Genomic DNA, 17,523 nt, shown 5'->3' with positions numbered 1-17,523 from the left:
GAGTGAAGTGAGCACCTCGACCCCCGCACCCGTCCCGACCGGGTCCCCAGCCGAGTCGTCCGCCGAAAACACCACGCCTGAACTTTTCACGGCCGGCGACGAGCACGAACCCACCGATGACGACGGCGGTCGCGCGGTCGGAACCTGGGCCATCGAGCACCTCTCGCCGTCCTTCCCCGCGCGAGCCCCGTGGGGAACTGCGAGCAAGCTCCGCGCGTGGCAGGCCGAGGCGCTCGAGGAGTACTTCCGCTATGAGCCGCGCGACTTCCTCGCCGCTGCGACGCCCGGCGCCGGTAAGACCACCTTCGCGCTGCGCCTCGCGGTCGAGCTGCTGAAGAATCGCACCGTCGAACGAGTCACCGTCGTCGCGCCGACCGAGCACCTCAAGAGGCAGTGGGCTGAAGCGGCCGCGAGGGTGGGCATCCCTCTCGACCCGAACTTCAAGAACGCCCATGGACGCTACGGCTCGCACTATCGAGGGATCGCCGTCACCTACGCGCAGGTTGCGGTGAACGCAGCGTTGCACAGGGATATCACGCTGGATCGACGAACCCTCGTCATCCTCGACGAGGTGCACCACGGAGGCGACGCGCTCAGCTGGGGAGACGCGATCCGCGAGGCGTTCGAACGCGCCACCCGGAGGCTCTCGCTCACCGGTACGCCGTTCCGCAGCGACACCTCGCCGATCCCGTTCGTCACCTATCTGCACGACAAGGAGGGCATCCGCACCTCACGCACCGACTACAACTACGGCTACGGACGCGCGCTTGCCGACGGCGTCGTGCGGCCGGTGCTGTTCATGGTCTACGCGGGGCACATGCGCTGGCGCACCAAGACCGGCGACCAGATGGAAGCCAGGCTCGGCGAGGGCAACACCAAGGACATCACCTCGCAGGCGTGGCGCACGGCGCTCGATCCGAAGGGCGAGTGGGTGCCGCAGGTGCTGCACGCCGCGGATCGCAGGCTGAGCGAGGTGCGGCAAGCGGTGCCGGATGCCGGGGGACTGGTCATCGCGACCGATCAGGTCGCCGCCCGCGCTTACGCCGCCATCCTCGAGGGCATCAGCGGCGAACGCGTCACCGTCGTGCTCTCGGACGAGAAGGAGTCCAGCGACCGCATCGACGAGTTCTCGCAGGGCACGTCGCGATGGATGGTCGCCGTGCGCATGGTGTCGGAAGGAGTCGACGTGCCGCGTCTCGCCGTCGGCGTCTACGCCACCAGCGCTGCGACCCCGCTCTTCTTCGCTCAAGCGATCGGACGATTCGTTCGAGCGAGACGGCGCGGTGAGACGGCGTCCGTCTTCCTTCCCGACGTGCCGATACTGATCGCACTGGCGAGAGCCCTGGAGCTCGAACGCGACCACGCCTTGGACCGCGTGTCGAAGGACGGCGACGGTGATCTCTGGAACCCGGAAGATGCCATGGTCGAGGCTGCGGAGCGCAGTGACAAGGCATCGGACTCGCTGCAGCAGGAGTTCGCGTTCGAGGCGCTCGACTCGCACGCCGCATTCGACCGCGTGCTCTACGACGGCACCGACTTCGGCGGCTACGCGGAGCCGGGCAGCGACGAGGAATGGGACTTCATCGGCCTTCCCGGCCTCCTGGAGCCGGAGCAGGTGCACGATCTCCTGCGCACCAGGCAGGCGAGACAGGCCAAACGTGCAGCATCACGACCGGCAGCGTCATCTGACAGCCACTCGACCGCACCGCAGCCGGTCTACCGCACCCTGAAGGAGCAGCGCAGCCTGCTGAACAGCCTCGTCGGCCTCTACGCGAGGAACGCGGGGGAGCCGCACGGTCTCGTGCACGCCGAACTCCGCCGGCTGTGCGGGGGGCCGGCCGTCGCCCAGGCCAGCGTGACGCAGCTTCAGGCGCGCATCGACCTGCTACGCAAGCGACTCGGCCACCACTGAGCCGGCCACGCTGACGCGATCGAGCGCGGCCACGAGATCGTCGGTGAGGTCGTCGACGTGCTCGAGCCCGATCGACAGCCGCACGACGCCTGCGTGAGGTTTCGCCTCGGCGGCGACGGGCCGATGCGTGAGCGACGCAGGATGCTGCACCAGCGAGTCCACTCCACCGAGTGACACCGCGTGGGTCACCAGCCGGCACGACTCGGTGAACAGCACCGCAGAGTCGACGTCGCCGAGGTCGAGCGAGATCAGGGATCCTGGTCCGTCGAGCTGACGCTGGAGCAGACCGAGGGGATCCTGCCCTGGCAGTCCGGGATAGATGACCCTGCGGACGGCGGGGTGGGTCTGCAGCCGACGCGCGAGCTCGCCCGCCGTCTCCTGCTGCGCCAGCACCCGGACCGGCAGCGTGCGCAACCCGCGATGCAACAGGTAGGCCGCGAACGGGTGGAGGAGAGCGCCGGTGAGGGCGCGGAGACCGCGCAGCCGACGAGCCCACTCGTCATCCGTCGCCACGACGCCGCCCATGACGTCGCCATGCCCGCCGAGGAACTTCGTTGCACTGTGCAGCACGAGCTTCGCGCCGTGCTCCGCCGGCCGCTGCAACACCGGCGAGGCGAACGTGTTGTCCACGAGAACGGGTACCGAACCCGCCTGCCGCACCACGTCGGCGATGTCGACGAGTTCGAGCGTGGGGTTCGCCGGCGTCTCCAGCACGACGAGTCCGGTGTCGACCTCGATGGCCTCCGCGATGCGATCGGGTTCCGCCCAGGTCACCCGCGTGCCGAGCAAGCCCGTCGCGAGCACGTGGTCGGTGCCGCCGTACAGCGGACGCACCGCGACGACGTGAGGCGTTCCCGCACCGACAGCGGCCATCAGGCACGCACTGAGGGCCGCCATGCCCGTGGCGAAGGCCACCGACTCCTGCGTGCCCTCCAGCTCGGCGAGGGCACGCTCGAAACGCGCGACCCCTGGCTGCCACAGTCGCTGGTACACGGCGGAGTCGGCGGCGCCCGGGATGCCGCCCATCGCGAGATTCTCGTACGACACTCCGCCGGCATCCACACCGGGCAGTGGGTTGGTCGTGGAGAGGTCGATCGGCGGAACGTGCGAGCCGGCCTCGTCGAGCCCCTCCATTCCGGCGTGCACGGCACGGGTCTCGGGATGGATGGCGCGCGGACTCTGCGGAATGGTTGACGACACTGTCATGCTGGAATGACAGCAGATCGCCGTCCGTTCGCGCAGGTTCGGTGGACATCCTTCATCAAGGGAGCTACTCGTCGCATATTCTTCGGAAGGAAAGGTTGTGCGGATGTCCGATTCGAAGATTCCCGAGCTCGATCACATCGACCGATCGCTGGTGCTCGCTCTGTCGAGGAACGCGCGGATGACGGGTGCAGCGCTTGCTGCGGAGGTGGGTATCGCCGAGTCGACGGTCTCACTGCGGCTGAAGAACCTGCAGGGTAGGGGAGTCATCTCCGGATACCGGCTGGGCGTCGACCTGGTGGCGGCGGGGATTCCGCTTCAGGCGATGATCGCGGTGCGGCTCGCCAAGCACTCGCGCTCGCAGATCGACGCGTTCCGAGCGGCTGCCCCGCACTGGCCGGGCGTGCTGGCGCTGTTCCACACCGCCGGCGCCGACGACTATCTGCTGCACGTCGCCGCCCGGGATTCCGGCGAGCTGCGGGATTTCGTGCTCGATTATCTGACCGGCAATCCAGCGGTCTCGCACACGGAGACGAGCCTGATCTTCGAGAACGCCTCCGGAGATGGCTGGCGCAGGCTCCTCGAGGAGCGCGGTCGCTGAGCCGATCAGGCACCCGCACCCGGTCGCCACGCTTGCAAGCCCTGCGCCGTTCCGCCGACACCGCTTAACATCGCACCGTGGGTCAGAGTGAGATCGCAGACGTCCCGGAGGACAACTCGGAGGACATCCCTGGCGACGGCCGCAGTGAGACCGTCGTGCAACGTTCGGATCGCAACTGGGCTGACATCCTTCAGGAACTGCGGGTCACGCAGACAGGAACGCAGATCATCACGGGCTTTCTGCTCGCACTGGCGTTCCAGCCCCGGTTCTTGACCCTCGACGCGTTCTCGTCGGTGGTCTACCTGGTTCTCGTCTGCCTGGCCGCGGCCGCCACCGCGCTCAACCTCACTCCCGTCACGCTGCATCGCTGGCTGTTCCGACGGCATGTGAAGGCCGAACTCGTCGTGATCGGCAATGTGATGTTGCGCATCACCCTCGGCACGGTCGGACTTCTCGTGATCGGTGTCGTCCTGTTCATCTTCGATGTCGTGGTGTCGCGTGAGGCCGGGCTCGTCGCCGGTGGCATCACCGCGCTCGTCCTCGTGGCGCTCTGGATCGTGCTTCCGTTGGTCGCGCGCCGCATTCGTCGTTGACGAGCATCAAGCGGCCGAGCGAGGGCCGGCCAGGAAGCTCTCCCGTGTGCTCTCGGCCGGCCCGGCGTTCAGTCTTCGAAGCGCTCAGCCCTTGAAAGCGTCCTTCACGTTCTCGCCCGCCTTCTTCAGGTTGGCCTTGGTCTGTTCGAGCTTGCCTTCAGCCTCGAGCCGCTCGTTCCCCGTGGCCTTGCCCGCTGCTTCCTTTCCCTTGCCCACCACGTCTTCGGTGGCGTTCTTGATCTTGTCGTCTGCACCCATGGCGTCTGCCTCCTCAGGTCGGTGGAGCGGGTGCTCCATTACGCCGAGGCGCGTTCGCCCCGGTCTCGGTAGGGCCCCAGGGTAGGCAGGTGTGCGTCGCACGCGGCAGGGCTTGACAGTCATTGGAAGTTGCGCGATGTCGTGCGCGCCTTCAACGACAGGGTCTCGAACCGGTCGGCCACGATGTTGACGATGCCCTCCTCCGAACGCTCCAGGATGCCCCGCACCACAAGTGCAGCCGAGTCGCGCGCGACCCTGCGGTAGCGGGTCCACACACCGACGCTGCAGATCACGTTGAGCATCCCCGTCTCGTCCTCGATGTTCATGAACGTGATGCCGCTGGCCGTGGATGGCCTCTGCCGGTGGGTGACCACTCCGGCCACCTCGACACGGGTTCCCGTCTCCACCTCGAGCAGATCGGCGGCTTGACGGGTGCCCCGCCCGTTCAGGGCAGACCTGATGTGCCGCATCGGATGGTCACCGGGGGAGACGTTCGTCGCCCACAGGTCGTACACCACCTGGTCTGCGGCCGACAGAACAGGCAGCAGCGGGGGCTGCACGACAACGGCCGTCGACGGCAGATAATCCCTTCGCTCTCTCGATGCCGGCCCGGCAGCCCACAGGGACTGCCTGCGCGTCATGCCGAGCGACTCGAACGCGCCGGCCGCCGACAGTGCCTCCAGCTGCGAGGCGGTGAGGCCCACTCGCCGGGCGAGGTCCTGCATGCTCGTGTATGGCCCGTATGCCTCACGCTCCTCGACGATGCGCGCGGCGTGCTTCTCTCCGATGGAGTTCACTCCGGCGAGACCGAGACGCACCGCGAGCGCGCCGTCCCTGCGGTGCTCGAGCGTGGCATCCGGTGCGTGCCGATCGAAGCCTTTCGGCACGGGTGGCTGGTTCCTGTCGAGACAGGGGTCCATACCGGTCGGCGCCACCGTCCTGTGGTCATCGATCGGCTCGAGGTCGGGATGCACACCGGAGCGCAGGATGTCCGCATGCCGAACGACGACCCCGTGCCGCACCGCGTCCTGGGTGAGCGACTGGGGCGAGTAGAAGCCCATCGGCTGCGCCTTGATCAGCGAGGCGAGGAAAGCGGCTGGGTAGTGCAGCTTGAGCCACGAGCTGGCGTAGACGAGCAGGGCGAAGCTGAGCGCGTGGCTCTCGGCGAAGCCGAATCCGGCGAACGCCTCGATCTTCGCCCAGATCGCCTCGGCGTCGTCGCCGTGGAGCCCCCGCTTGGCCATGCCGGCGAACACCTTCTCGTGCAGCGTCTCGATCTTCTCGATGCCGCGCTTGGAGCCCATCGCGCGCCGGAGCAGGTCGGCGTCCTCGGGCGTGCAGTCGCCGACCGCCATCGCCATCTGCATCACCTGCTCCTGGAAGAGCGGAATGCCCAGGGTGCGCTTCAGCACCCTCTCCAGGTCTGGATGCGCATACGTCACGTCCTCCTTGCCTGAGCGCCTGCGGATGTACGGATGCACAGCACCGCCCTGGATCGGCCCTGGCCGGATCAGCGCCACCTCGATCACGAGGTCGTAGAACCTTCGCGGCAGGAGCCGGGGGAGTGTGCCGAGCTGCGCACGGCTCTCCACCTGGAACACGCCGACGGCATCCGCCCGGCACAGCATGTCGTAGACGGCCGCCTCTTCTTTGGGCAGCGATTCCAGCGTCCATGCCTCGCCGAGGTGCTCACGCACCATGTCGAACATGTACTGCAGCGCAGCGAGCATGCCGAGACCGAGCAGATCGAACTTGACCAGACCCATCCACTCGCAGTCGCCCTTGTCCCACTGCAGCACCGTGCGGTCTTCCATCCGGGCGTGCTCGATCGGGCACACCTCGCCGATCGGTCGCTCGGTGAGCACCATGCCGCCGGAGTGGATGCCCAGGTGCCGCGGCGCGTTCCTCAGCTGGTCGGCAAGGTCGACGACGGCCTCCGGAATGTCGTGGTCGCCGCCTTCGGCACGAGCGTCGTGTCTCTCGACCTGCTTCGACCAGGCATCTTGCTGCCCTGGAGAGTGCCCGAGGGCCTTCGCCATGTCGCGCACCGAGTTCTTGGGCCGGTAGCTGATCACGTTCGCCACCTGGGCGGCGTTGCGCCTGCCGTACTTGTCGAACACGTATTGGATGACCTCCTCTCGGCGCCTGGAGTCGAAGTCGACATCGATGTCGGGCTCCTCCGGTCGCAGGCTGGAGAGGAAGCGCTCGAACGGCAGGTTGAACTCGATGGAGTCGATCGCGGTGATGCCGAGCGCGAAGCAGACCGCCGAGTTCGCCGCCGAGCCACGCCCCTGGCAGAGGATGCCCCTTCCCCTCGCGAACTGCACGATGTCGTGCACGATGAGGAAGTAGCCGGGGAAGTCCTTGTCCTCGATCACCTTCAGTTCTTTCTCCATGCGCGCCGTCACCTCCTCGGCGCTCGCATGTCGATAGCCGGCCGGATACTTCGCGGCGACGCCCTGCGCGACCAGGTAGCGCAGATGACTCATCGGCGTCTGTCCCTCGGGGACCTTCTGCTTCGGCAGCTTCGGCCTCGCGGTCTTCAGCGAGAACGCGTGGGACTCGGCGATCTCGACGGTGCGCTCGATCACGCCTGGGTAGCGAGCGAAGCGCCTGGCCATCTCCGCCCCGCCGCGCAGGCGCCCCGTTGCGGCTGCTGGCAGCCAGCCGTCCAACTCGTCGAGGCTGCGCCTGGCACGAACGGCGGCCATCGCCGTGGCAAGCGGCCGCTCATCGACGGTGGCGTAGTGCACGAGCCCTGTCGCGACGGATGTCAGTCCCTTCTCTCGGGCCAACCCGAAGAGCGCATCGTTGTACACGGTGTCGAGCGGGCTGCCCGTGTCGAACAGCTCGACGACGACGTGTTCGGCGCCGAACAGCTCGATCAGCTCGTCAAGGGCACGGGATGCCCCGTCGACGTCAGGCCCCGCACCGTCCGCCGTCCCATGAGCGAGGGCCTGGCGCACCGCGCCCTTTCGACATCCGGTGAGCACTGTCCAGCGGCCACCAGCCTGTTCGGCGAGCCCGTGCAGGTCGTAGACCGGATGCCCCTTCTCCGCATCCGGATGCAGCTGGGCATCGGTGATGGCCCCCGCCAGCTGGTGGTAGCCCTCCTCACCGCGCGCGAGCACCAGCAGGTGCGTGCCCTCGGGGTCGGCCTCGCCGTTCTGCGGCTTGCCCAGCCCGAGCGACAGTTCGGCGCCGAACACGGTCTTCACACTCGTGTGCGTCTCCGCCGCCTCCGCCAGCCGCACGATGCCGTACAGGCCGTCGTGGTCGGTGAGCGCGATGCCGCTCAGCCGCAGTCGCGCCGCCTGCTCCACGAGGCGTTCGGGAGCGCTCGCCCCGTCGAGGAAGCTGTAGTTGGAATGCACGTGAAGCTCGGCGTACGGCACGTAAGGCCCCTCCACCGGTACGACAGGTCCGCCGTGATAGGCGCGACGTCTCGCCCCGCGGGTCGGGGACTCCATCGTGGCGGGATCCCTGGGCGGCGGCTTGCGGCCGGAGAGAGTGCGCTCCAGCTCCGACCACGGCATCGGCGGGTTGTTCCAGCCCATCTCACGCCTCCTCTCCGCACCAACGGGCAGCCTCAGTCATAACGGGCCTCCACCGCCCACTCGCCGCGCTCAAGCAGCACGAGCCAGGCGGCCCCTGTCTCGTCCACGAGCTGCAGGCGGTTCACGCTGCGTGCGGCATCTCGGTCCCACCAGTGCTCTTCGACGGGCCACGGACCGGCCCACGCCGTCACCTGAACGGGCTTGCCGCCCGCCGTGGGGGAGAAGCCGACCGGGTCGACGGTGAGCAGACCGTCGTCATCCACTGCGACAGGATCGCCTGATGCCGCCAGCACGGAGCACGGCACGGGCGGCGAGTACACCGTCGCGGGCAACGGGGGCGGAAGAGCGCCCGGCCAGGGCTTCACGGCGTCGCTGGTCACGGCATCCGGAACCCGATCGCCCCACGGCACGAAGACCGCACGATCGGCGAGCATGCGTCCGCCGCCCATGGCCGGTGTGCCGACGGCGTCGTGACCGAGCATGCTCTGCACCCTGGAGAGGGCGTGGTGCACGCGCTCGTCCGGCCCTCCGCCGAACAGCCCGTCTTCGTGATGCGCTGCCGCGTCGACGGCCTCGGGGGAGACGGTCACGCGAACGATGGGGGAGTCGAGGCCGCTGTCGACGCCGGAACCCTGCAGCTGCCATCTCACCCGGTCGACGACGTCGATCGCGGTGAACCATCTCGGGTGCAGCCAGGTGCGTTCGCTCTCCGCTCCCGACTCCGCCTTCACCGAGACGGTGATGGCGGTGGCCACGAGCTTCGCGGCAGTGAGCCCAGCCACGAAGTCGTCCGCCGTACGGCGGAACGCGAACGTGAGCTCGTCGACGCGCTCCAGACCCGGTTCGAACTCCGCAGAGCGCTCCAGCACCGCCTGTGGTTCTCTCGCCAGCACGGTGGTGCGGTCCGAGCCGCTCGCCAGCGCGTGCGTTCGCACACCGAGCTCGCCGAACCTGTCCTCCAGCTCGAGAGGGGCGAGCGCTGCAACGGCGCCAAGGGTGTCGAGGCTGAGCCGGTGCAGCAGTGTCGCGAACGCCGGGTCGCCGAGCACGTCGACAGGCAGCGGTGCGAGGAATTCCGCCGACCGCTCTGGCTGGACGATCAGCGTCCTGCCCGTGCGCGATGCGACCCTGGCCGCCTGCTCTGCGGCGAACGGTCCGTCTGCGATGCCGACGCAGGCGTCGGGGGATCCGTGCTGAGCCGCGACACGCAGCAGCTCGGCAGCTGCGGCATCCTCACCGCCGTAGAACCGGGCAGGCCCCCTCGCTCGCAACGCGCACAGCCCGGGCCTGATCGGCTGAACACCGGGAACGGCCTGCTCGATCGCCGTCACCAGCGGGTCGAAGTGCCGCTGATCGGCGTCGACATCGTAGGGAAGCACCGTCAGCCCGGCGCAGCGCGCTTGCGCCTCGCGCACCCGCAACCCTCGCGTCACGCCCTCGCGGCGTGCGGCAGCGGACGACGCGAACACCATCCCCTTCTCGATGAGCACGATCGGATGCCCGGGCTCTGCCAGTCCCGCCGCCACCGCCGTGCGCACCGGCCAGTCGGGACACCACAGAACGATGCTGCGCGTTGTGCGAGTCACGTTCTCTGCGGCACGCACTCACCTCACCGCCCTCAGTTGGATCGGTGACACGGTTGCGTCCGGTTCATCCTGTGCTGCCGTCCACTGACCGTCGGGCTGCAGCGTGAGGCCGGCGCTCCGTTCTCGTCCCCACGATCTGCTCTCCACCGTCACCGTGAGCGTGCGCGTGCCGAGATAGCCGTACCCGGCGCCGACGCCCGCCCAGCCACCGGATGTCAGCCGCACCCTGGCATCCACCCGAGGCCACTCGCCGCAGACGACGAGCACCGTGCCTCGCTGCCGCAACCGGGCTGCCAGCCTGGCCGCCTCCGTTTCGCCGACACGCGATGTCGGTGCGGTGACCACCACCCCGACGGCATCGGCCAGCGCCGCCGTCACGCTGAACCACCTGTCGCCGGGGCGCGGAACGAGCACGAGCCTGCCGAGATCGATCCCCAGCCTCGACGCGGCTTCGACGCCGAAGCCCGGCATGCCGACCACGGCGCACCACGCCCCTGCAGAGCTCGGGCCGGCGAGCAGCGCCATGACCAGCGAGGTCGACCCCTGCACGGAATAGACGCCACCCGGCTGAAGTCCGCCGCCTGGCAGCAGTCCGGCCAGCGTCGGATCCGTGCGCAGCACGGCGTCGTCGACCCTGGTGCGCTCAAGCTCTCCCACGCGGGAGCGCAGGCTGAGCAGTCGCTCGAGGTCGGCCTTGGCCTGCTCGAGGGGGTGCTCAGCGAGAAGTGTCACCACTTCAGTTTCGAACACTTCTTCGAGAGTGTCAAACCATCGCGGCGTGTCGTTACCGGCTAATTCTTCGACTCTACGCTATGTCGGCGGCAGGAGCTATCGTCCGCCTGTCGTCGCGTCTCGGGACGGAAGGCAGCCACCACAAACGCTAAAAAGGACCACCGACAACCGACGAGATGGTCACCGACAACCGATCACCGCCTGACACTGCGCGATGTCGGTGGAGGAGGGCAGACTGATCGCATGTGCGGAAGATTCGCTATGGACGACACGGTCGACGCGCTGATCGAGGAGTTCGTGCTGGCAACCGGCAAAGGCCCTCAGGAGTGGACGCCGTCGTGGAACATCGCACCCACCGACGACATCCCCGTCTTGTTCGCGTCGAAGCGCGAGAGCGGTGTCGAGAACCGCTTCGAGGTCGGTCACTGGTCGCTCGTTCCGTCGTTCTCCAAGACCCTCAAGACCACCTATCCCACGTTCAACGCCCGCACGGAGGGCATCACCGAGAAGGCGTCATGGCGCAAGCCGATCCGGTCGCAGCGCGCCATCATCCCCGCGCTCGGCTACTACGAGTGGCAGGGCGAGAAGGGGCACAAGACGCCGTACTTCATCCGCGATCCGCACGACGACGTGCTCGGCCTGGCCGGCATGTACAGCTGGTGGCGCGATCCGACGAAAGCCGACGACGACCCGGACAAGTGGCGGCTCACCGCGACGATCCTCACCTCCGACGCGGTGGAGACGCTCGCTGACATTCACGACCGCAACCCGGTCATCCTGCCGCGCGAGCTCTGGCAGCACTGGATCGACCCGACAGTGGTCGGCGACCAGGCGCTGGTCGACGAGGCGGTCCGAGCCGGTGTGGCTCAGGCATCGACTCTCGAGTACTACGAGGTCGGTCCCGTTCGCGACAACGGCCCCGAACTCATCGAACCGGTGGGGCCGCGGTCTGCGCTTCCGTCGTCCTGAGGCGGCTCAGCCCAGCGGGATGCTCAGCGCAGCGGGATCGGCACGTCCGACCCGCCCTCGCGGGTGAGCCGTGCTCCCACCTGCACGATCTGGGGCTGGGGTGCGAACCCTCCGGCGAACAACACCTGGCCCTTGGCGAACTGCGGCGACTGGTCAACCAGCTCCGACGGCGCGTAGCCGAACACCTGCGCCAGCTCGTTCAGGTCGCGCGTCGAGCTCATCTTCATCAGGGCGAGGTTGTCGCACTGCGAGATCACGTTCGGGTGCAGCTTCGACGGCCGCTGCGTCGACAGCAGCAGCCAGATGCCGTACTTGCGCCCCTCGGCAGCGATCTGCACGATGCGGTTGGTCAGCAGCCTTTCGAGCGGCGTGGCGGCGTCGGGGGAGCAGAGGTTGTGCGCCTCGTCGATGACGATGAGCCGGCCGATCCGTTCCTCCCGTCGCTCCCACAGGCGATCGAGGGCAGCAAGCGCCGCGGTCTGCATCTGCGCGGGTGAACTGAAGCCGCCGAGGTCGACGACCGTCGCATCCGCCTGCTCGGCGATGACGTTGTTCACATCGCGGCCGCCCCACGACCAGAGGTCCCAGTCCACGATGCCGAGGTTCTCCAAGCGGGTCGCGATGTGGGAGAACATGGGGTCGTCACTTGCCCGCAGCAACTCGACGAGCGGCATCTCGACGCCGTGCAGTCCGGCGGAGAACGTCGCCCCGAACCGCAGCATCGCGTTGAACTCCTCGGCGTCGAGCACCGGGTCCATCTGCAGAATCGCCGCCTGCGTCCTGATGTCGAGGTCGACGAAACGCACTTTGAGCTGCTCGCCGCGCTCGGACACCGAGTGCAGTACGCGGATGTCACGGTTCCGCAACTGGGACGCGAGTTCGTCCGGCGCGTCATCCCGAACCGTGTCGAGGTGCACGAAGTCCGAGTTGGGGTCGAACACCACGATCGGAAGCCTGGTGTTCAGCAGCACCTGCTCCAGCAGCACCCCCAGCGCGTAGGTCTTGCCCGACCCGCTCTGGCCGCACCAGAAGGTGTGCCGATTCAGGTGGGGAGCCTCAAGAATCGCGGGCTCGGTGGAGGAGAACTGTGTTCCGATCGACAGGGCTGACGACATGGACTTAATGCTACGGATGACCGTGCAGAACGAATCACCCTGCGGAGGTGACCCGGGCTGCAGCCCGCCCCGGCACCGACCTGGCACGCCGGTCGCACGCAAACGAAAACGGCCCTGACCTCGGGAAATCTCCCGGGCCAAGGGCCGTCTTCACTGTGTGCGCGAGGGGGGACTTGAACCCCCACGCCCGATAAAGGGCACTAGCACCTCAAGCTAGCGCGTCTGCCTATTCCGCCACCCGCGCGCAGTTCGGAAGTTGATGATTCAACCGCCGACGTAAGAGATTAGCACGAATCAGGAGGCCCCTTTTGCCAGGGCCGGCGGGCGCCGCAGGGACGCGTGGCCGGTCATCCGATTGGTCGCCCGCAGGGCTCGCCGGTAGCGTTGGCACCATGACCACCCCCGACGAGACCACCATCGGCGACCGATCCGACGAGGGCCTCGAGGAGACGGCGAAGATCGCGCGCGACCTGATCCGTTTCGACACCACCAACTGGGGAGAGGGCAAGGCCAAGGGCGAGACGGATGCCGCAGCCTACGTCAGCGAGCGGCTCACCGATCTGGGCTTGTCGCCCCGCACCTACGAGTCCGACCCCGGTCGCACATCGGTCGTCGCGAGGGTCAAGGGTCGCGACGGTTCCAAGCCGGCGCTCGTCGTGCACGGACACCTCGACGTCGTGCCTGCGGATCCCGCCGACTGGACGTTCGATCCCTTCGCAGGCGAGATCCACGACGGCATGCTGTGGGGTCGCGGAGCCGTCGACATGAAGAACATGGACGCCATGATGCTGACGGCTCTCGGCGACATCCTGCGCGCAGGGGAGGCGCCTGAGCGCGATCTGGTGATCGCGTTCTTCGCCGACGAGGAGGACGGCGGACTGCTCGGATCCCACTTCATGGTCGACAAACATCCGGAGGTCTTCGAGGGAGCGACCGAGGCGATCAGCGAGGTCGGCGGCTACTCGGTCGACATCGCGGGCAAGCGGGCATACCTGCTGCAGACGGGGGAGAAGTCCCTGGTCTGGATCCGCCTGGTCGCTCGTGGCAGAGCGGCGCACGGTTCACGCCTGGTGCGCGACAACGCGGTCACCAAGCTCGCAGAGGCCGTCGTCGCGATCGGACAGCACGAGTGGCCGATCCGTCTCACCGACACCACGACCCAGCTCGTCGACGAGCTGGCGCGGCTGCTCGATGTCGACCCGGTCGCACTCGGCCCCGACGAGGTCGTGCTCCGCAGTGGAACAGCGTCGGGGTTCATCCAGGCGACGCTGCGCACGACGAGCAACCCCACGCTCCTCAAGGCCGGCTACAAGCACAACGTGGTGCCGGAGCGGGCAGAGGCCCTCGTCGACATCCGCACGCTCGCCGGCGAAGAGGATGACGCTCTCGCCCAACTGCGCGAACTGCTCGACGACGACATCGAGATCGAGATCGTCCACCGCGACATCGGCCTGGAGACGCCGTTCGCCGGCCCGCTCGTCGACGCCATGAGCGGCGCGCTCCTGAAGCACGACCCGGAGGCCTCCGTGCTGCCGTACCTGCTCTCCGGCGGCACGGACAACAAGGCACTCAGCCTGCTCGGCATCACGGGATACGGCTTCGCGCCGCTCAAACTCCCCGCCGACACCGACTTCCCCGCCATGTTCCACGGCGTCGACGAGCGGGTTCCGCTCGACTCGCTCGTCTTCGGCCGCGCCGTGTTGCGCGAACTCCTGGCCACCTATTGACCCGGGCACCCCGGACCCGACCGAAAGCGAGCGATGGATTTCGTCAATGCCCTGATCCTGGGCCTCGTGCAGGGACTCACCGAGTTCCTCCCCGTCTCATCCAGCGCGCACATCCGCATCTTCGGCGAGCTCCTCGGCACGGGGGACGACCCTGGAGCAGCCTTCACCGCGATCATCCAGCTCGGCACAGAGCTCGCGGTGCTCGTCTACTTCTGGCGCGATGTCGTGCACATCATCAAGAACTGGTTCCTCGCACTGTTCGGCCGGATTCCCCGGAACGACCCGACGGCACGTCTCGGCTGGATGATCATCGTCGGCAGCATCCCGATCGTCATTCTCGGCGTGCTTTTCCAGAACGCCATCGAGACCACGTTCCGGTCGTTGTGGATCGTCGCGATCATGCTCATCGTGTTCGGCATCGTGCTGTGGGTGGCGGACAGGATCGGTGCGAAGAAGCGTCGAGTCGCCGATCTCACCTGGGGTCACGCCGTGATCTACGGGTTCGCCCAGTCGCTCGCCCTGGTGCCGGGTGTCTCCCGCTCGGGCGGCACCATCGCCGCCGGACTCTTCATGGGCTACCAGCGCGCTGCGGCCGCACGGTACTCCTTTCTTCTTGCGATGCCCGCGGTGTTCGGCAGCGGCCTGTTCGAGCTCTACAAGGTGGCCAAGTCGCCCTGCGTCGCCGGCTCCGAGGAAGCGCTCGCACACACCTGCACCCCTGAGGTCTTCAGCGGCATCGACACGCTGGGCGCGACAGCCGTCGCGTTCGCCGTCGGACTCCTCGTCATCGCGTTCTTCATGCGCTACATCTCCCGGCACAGCTTCCTGCCGTTCGTGATCTACCGCGTCGCACTCGGCGCACTGCTGATCATCCTGCTTGCAACTGGAGTGGCACATGCCTGAGTCGTGGCGGAGACCGCCGGTTCCTTCCCTTCCCGGCAAAGGCAAGGCGCCGTGGCTGTACGACGGCGCGAGCCGAGAGATGCGGTGCTCCGCGCCCGACGACGTGATCGCGCGCCTCTACGTCTGCGGCATCACTCCGTACGACGCGACGCACATCGGCCACGCCAACACCTACCTGGCGTTCGACACGCTGCAGCGGGTCTGGTTGGATGCCGGACTCGAGGTGCACTACGCGCAGAACATCACCGATGTCGACGACCCGTTGCTGGAGCGCGCGACGAAGACGGGCGTCGACTGGCGCGAGCTCGCCGATCAGCAGATCGAGCTCTTCCGCGGCGATATGACCGCGCTGCGCATCCTGCCTCCTCAGGACTACGTCGCCGTCACCGAGGTCATCGACCCCATCGCGGAGGCCGTGAACACCCTCAGGGATCGCGGCATCGCCTATCCCGTCGACACCCCCGATTCCGAAGGGGACGACCTCTACTTCGACATCGCGGCGGCCGAGCGCGTCGCACCGTGGCGCATCGGTGACGAGAGCAATCTCGATCGGGATGGGATGCTCCACCTTTCGGCGGAACGAGGCGGAGACCCCGACCGCGCGGGCAAACGCGACCCGCTCGACCCTCTGCTGTGGCGTGCCGCCCGCGACGGCGAGCCGTCGTGGGACTCGGTCGTCGGCCCAGGACGCCCCGGATGGCACATCGAGTGCTCGGTCATCGCGCTCGACCACCTCGGCCATGACTTCACGGTGCAGGGCGGGGGAGCTGACCTCTCCTTCCCGCACCACGAGATGAGCGCCGGCCACGCGGCCGCGCTGAGCGGTCATCCCCTCGCCAAGGTGTACAGCCATGCGGGCCTGCTGTCGTACCAGGGCGAGAAGATGAGCAAGTCGCTCGGCAACCTTGTTCTGGTCTCCGATCTGCTGGCGAACGGTGTGCCCGCTGCGGGCATCCGCCTCACGCTCCTCGCCCACCGTTACGGCGAGGAATGGGAGTGGACCGATGCACAGCTCGACGACGCCCTGCTACGGCTGGAGCGATGGAGGGGCATGCGGGCGGCCGACGACGGAGTGTCCGCCTCAGACGTGCTCGAGCGCGTGCGCGCCCGGCTCGCCGACAACCTCGACACTCCAGGTGCCCTCGCGGTCATTGACGAGGCCGCAGAAGCCGGCACGGATGACCCATCCCTGGTCCGCACGATCGCCGACGCTCTGCTCGGCATCGACCTGAACTGACCGAATCCGCTGGTCGAGTAGCGCCGACCGAAGGTCGACGCGTATCGAGACCCTGCAGCCGAACGGGTCTCGATACGCGTCCGCGATGCGGGCGCTACTCGACCAGCGGAAGCAGCACCGTCAGTCGCGCCGCCACGGCTCGTCAGGGCCGCGACCGTCGCCCTTGTCGCCTCGACCGTCACCGCGCTTGCGCAGGTAGCGCTCGAACTCCTGCGCGATCGCCTCGCCGCTGGCCTCCGGAGAGTCCACCGTGTCGCGGGCCTGCTCGAGCTGCTCGATGTAAGAGGCCATGTCCTCGTCGTCCGCGGCGAGCGCGTCGATGCCGCTCTCCCACGCGGCCGAGTCGGCCACCAGATCGCCGCGCGGCACTGTCACGTCGATGATCTGCTCGAGCTTCTCGATGAGCGCGAGCATCGCCTTCGGGCTGGGGGAGTTGTGAACATAGTGCGGAACCGACGCCCACAGCGACAGCGTCGGAATGCCGACCGCCTCAGCGGCCTCGGCGACGACGGAGAGGATGCCCACTGGACCCTCGTACGTCGGCCGCTCGACTCCGAGGTCGGAGCGCACCTCGGGGTTGTCGCTCGAGGCGAAGACCGAGATCGGCCGGGTGTGCGGCACGTCGGCGAGCATGGACCCGAGGAGCACGACGCCGTCGATGCCCGCCGAGAGCGCCGCGTCGATGAGCTCGGTCGTGAAGGCCTTCCAGCTGCGCGACGGCTCTGTGCCCAGCAGGAGATAGAGGTTGCCGACTCCCGAGCCGCTGGCGTGGAACTCTGCGTCTTCTTCGAGCGGTTCGACGCGGATGCCGGGGGAGACCGGTGCGTAGACGACGGCTCCGGGCCACTCCAGGCGACGACGACCCTCCTCGTCCGCGGCGAGAACCGGTCGGTTGAACTGGAAGTCGTAGTACAGCTCGGGGTCGATGCTGGCGATCGGCACCACGTCGAGGGCGTCCTTCAGGGTGCGCACGGCGCCGCTGGCTGCTTCGCCGGCGTCGTTCCACCCTTCGAACGCAACCACGAGGATGCGCCCGTCGAAGATCCCACTGTCGTTGGTCACGCTGTGGCCCGCTCCATTCCGTTTCGGCGCCCGGCAGGACGCGTCTACCAAGAATAGGCCGCACGACC

General features: G+C 67.9%; 14 protein-coding genes and 1 tRNA gene. 7 read left to right on the top strand and 8 right to left on the bottom strand.

Annotated features, from left to right (window positions below):
* The first annotated feature begins 151 nt into the window (after positions 1–151).
* On the top strand, positions 152–1,912 hold the full coding sequence (locus ACYVDN_RS03535; RefSeq protein ID WP_460572226.1) for a DEAD/DEAH box helicase: 1,761 nt from the start codon (positions 152–154) through the stop codon (positions 1,910–1,912).
* On the opposite strand, the gene ACYVDN_RS03530 is transcribed toward ACYVDN_RS03535, so the two are convergent.
* On the bottom strand, positions 1,886–3,118 hold the full coding sequence (locus tag ACYVDN_RS03530) for a trans-sulfuration enzyme family protein (protein ID WP_460568501.1): 1,233 nt from the start codon (positions 3,116–3,118) through the stop codon (positions 1,886–1,888). The two genes, ACYVDN_RS03535 and ACYVDN_RS03530, sit on opposite strands and share 27 nt — an antisense overlap.
* Positions 3,119–3,221: 103 nt before the next feature.
* Here ACYVDN_RS03530 and ACYVDN_RS03525 point away from each other — a divergent pair, with 103 nt between their 5' ends.
* Entirely contained in the window at positions 3,222–3,716 is a 495-nt protein-coding gene (locus ACYVDN_RS03525) for an Lrp/AsnC family transcriptional regulator (RefSeq protein WP_460568499.1), read from the top strand.
* 77 nt (positions 3,717–3,793) lie between these two features.
* Positions 3,794–4,309: a DUF6328 family protein gene (locus ACYVDN_RS03520; protein WP_460568497.1), complete on the top strand. Its 516-nt coding sequence runs from the start codon at positions 3,794–3,796 to the stop codon at positions 4,307–4,309.
* Between the two features lie 84 nt (positions 4,310–4,393).
* Here ACYVDN_RS03520 and ACYVDN_RS03515 read toward each other — a convergent pair whose 3' ends face one another.
* The 4 genes from ACYVDN_RS03515 to ACYVDN_RS03500 all read right to left on the bottom strand — a co-directional run bounded on the left by ACYVDN_RS03515 (position 4,394) and on the right by ACYVDN_RS03500 (position 10,442).
* Positions 4,394–4,567 (bottom strand): CsbD family protein, encoded by a 174-nt coding sequence (locus tag ACYVDN_RS03515; protein WP_460568495.1) that lies wholly within the window; start codon positions 4,565–4,567, stop codon positions 4,394–4,396.
* 119 nt (positions 4,568–4,686) lie between these two features.
* The gene (locus ACYVDN_RS03510) at positions 4,687–8,124 is read right to left on the bottom strand and encodes an error-prone DNA polymerase (protein WP_460568493.1); all 3,438 of its coding nucleotides are present in this window, start codon (positions 8,122–8,124) and stop codon (positions 4,687–4,689) included.
* A 32-nt stretch (positions 8,125–8,156) separates the two neighbouring features.
* Entirely contained in the window at positions 8,157–9,710 is a 1,554-nt protein-coding gene (locus ACYVDN_RS03505; RefSeq protein ID WP_460568491.1) for a DNA polymerase Y family protein, read from the bottom strand.
* An 18-nt stretch (positions 9,711–9,728) separates the two neighbouring features.
* A complete protein-coding gene (locus tag ACYVDN_RS03500) occupies positions 9,729–10,442 on the bottom strand; it encodes a hypothetical protein (RefSeq protein ID WP_460568489.1) in 714 nt (237 codons plus the stop codon).
* A 243-nt stretch (positions 10,443–10,685) separates the two neighbouring features.
* On the opposite strand from ACYVDN_RS03500, the gene ACYVDN_RS03495 reads away from it, so the two are divergent.
* A complete protein-coding gene (locus ACYVDN_RS03495; protein WP_460568487.1) occupies positions 10,686–11,411 on the top strand; it encodes an SOS response-associated peptidase in 726 nt (241 codons plus the stop codon).
* A 23-nt stretch (positions 11,412–11,434) separates the two neighbouring features.
* On the opposite strand, the gene ACYVDN_RS03490 is transcribed toward ACYVDN_RS03495, so the two are convergent.
* Together ACYVDN_RS03490 and ACYVDN_RS03485 are read right to left on the bottom strand one after the other, a co-directional pair.
* A complete protein-coding gene (locus ACYVDN_RS03490) occupies positions 11,435–12,526 on the bottom strand; it encodes an ATP-binding protein (protein ID WP_460568485.1) in 1,092 nt (363 codons plus the stop codon).
* A gap of 158 nt (positions 12,527–12,684) precedes the next feature.
* Positions 12,685–12,770: transfer RNA gene (locus ACYVDN_RS03485), tRNA-Leu, on the bottom strand.
* Positions 12,771–12,918: 148 nt separating this feature from the next.
* Here ACYVDN_RS03485 and ACYVDN_RS03480 point away from each other — a divergent pair.
* From ACYVDN_RS03480 to mshC, 3 genes are read left to right on the top strand one after another with little or no spacing between them, the layout of a single operon-like run.
* Entirely contained in the window at positions 12,919–14,253 is a 1,335-nt protein-coding gene (locus tag ACYVDN_RS03480; protein ID WP_460568483.1) for a M20/M25/M40 family metallo-hydrolase, read from the top strand.
* A 33-nt stretch (positions 14,254–14,286) separates the two neighbouring features.
* A complete protein-coding gene (locus ACYVDN_RS03475; protein WP_460568481.1) occupies positions 14,287–15,156 on the top strand; it encodes an undecaprenyl-diphosphate phosphatase in 870 nt (289 codons plus the stop codon).
* Positions 15,149–16,393 carry a cysteine--1-D-myo-inosityl 2-amino-2-deoxy-alpha-D-glucopyranoside ligase gene (gene mshC / locus ACYVDN_RS03470; protein ID WP_460568479.1) on the top strand — a complete coding sequence of 415 codons (1,245 nt, stop codon included), beginning with the start codon at positions 15,149–15,151 and terminating at the stop codon, positions 16,391–16,393. The genes ACYVDN_RS03475 and mshC overlap by 8 nt, the downstream gene beginning before the upstream one ends.
* A 120-nt stretch (positions 16,394–16,513) precedes the next feature.
* Here mshC and ACYVDN_RS03465 read toward each other — a convergent pair whose 3' ends face one another.
* Positions 16,514–17,455: a PAC2 family protein gene (locus tag ACYVDN_RS03465; protein ID WP_460568477.1), complete on the bottom strand. Its 942-nt coding sequence runs from the start codon at positions 17,453–17,455 to the stop codon at positions 16,514–16,516.
* Positions 17,456–17,523 lie beyond the last annotated feature (68 nt).

The sequence above is a fragment of the Humibacter soli genome, assembly GCF_054779035.1.
Note: the sequence above shows the minus strand (reverse complement) of the source record. Positions and strands in the feature narration are given on the sequence as shown.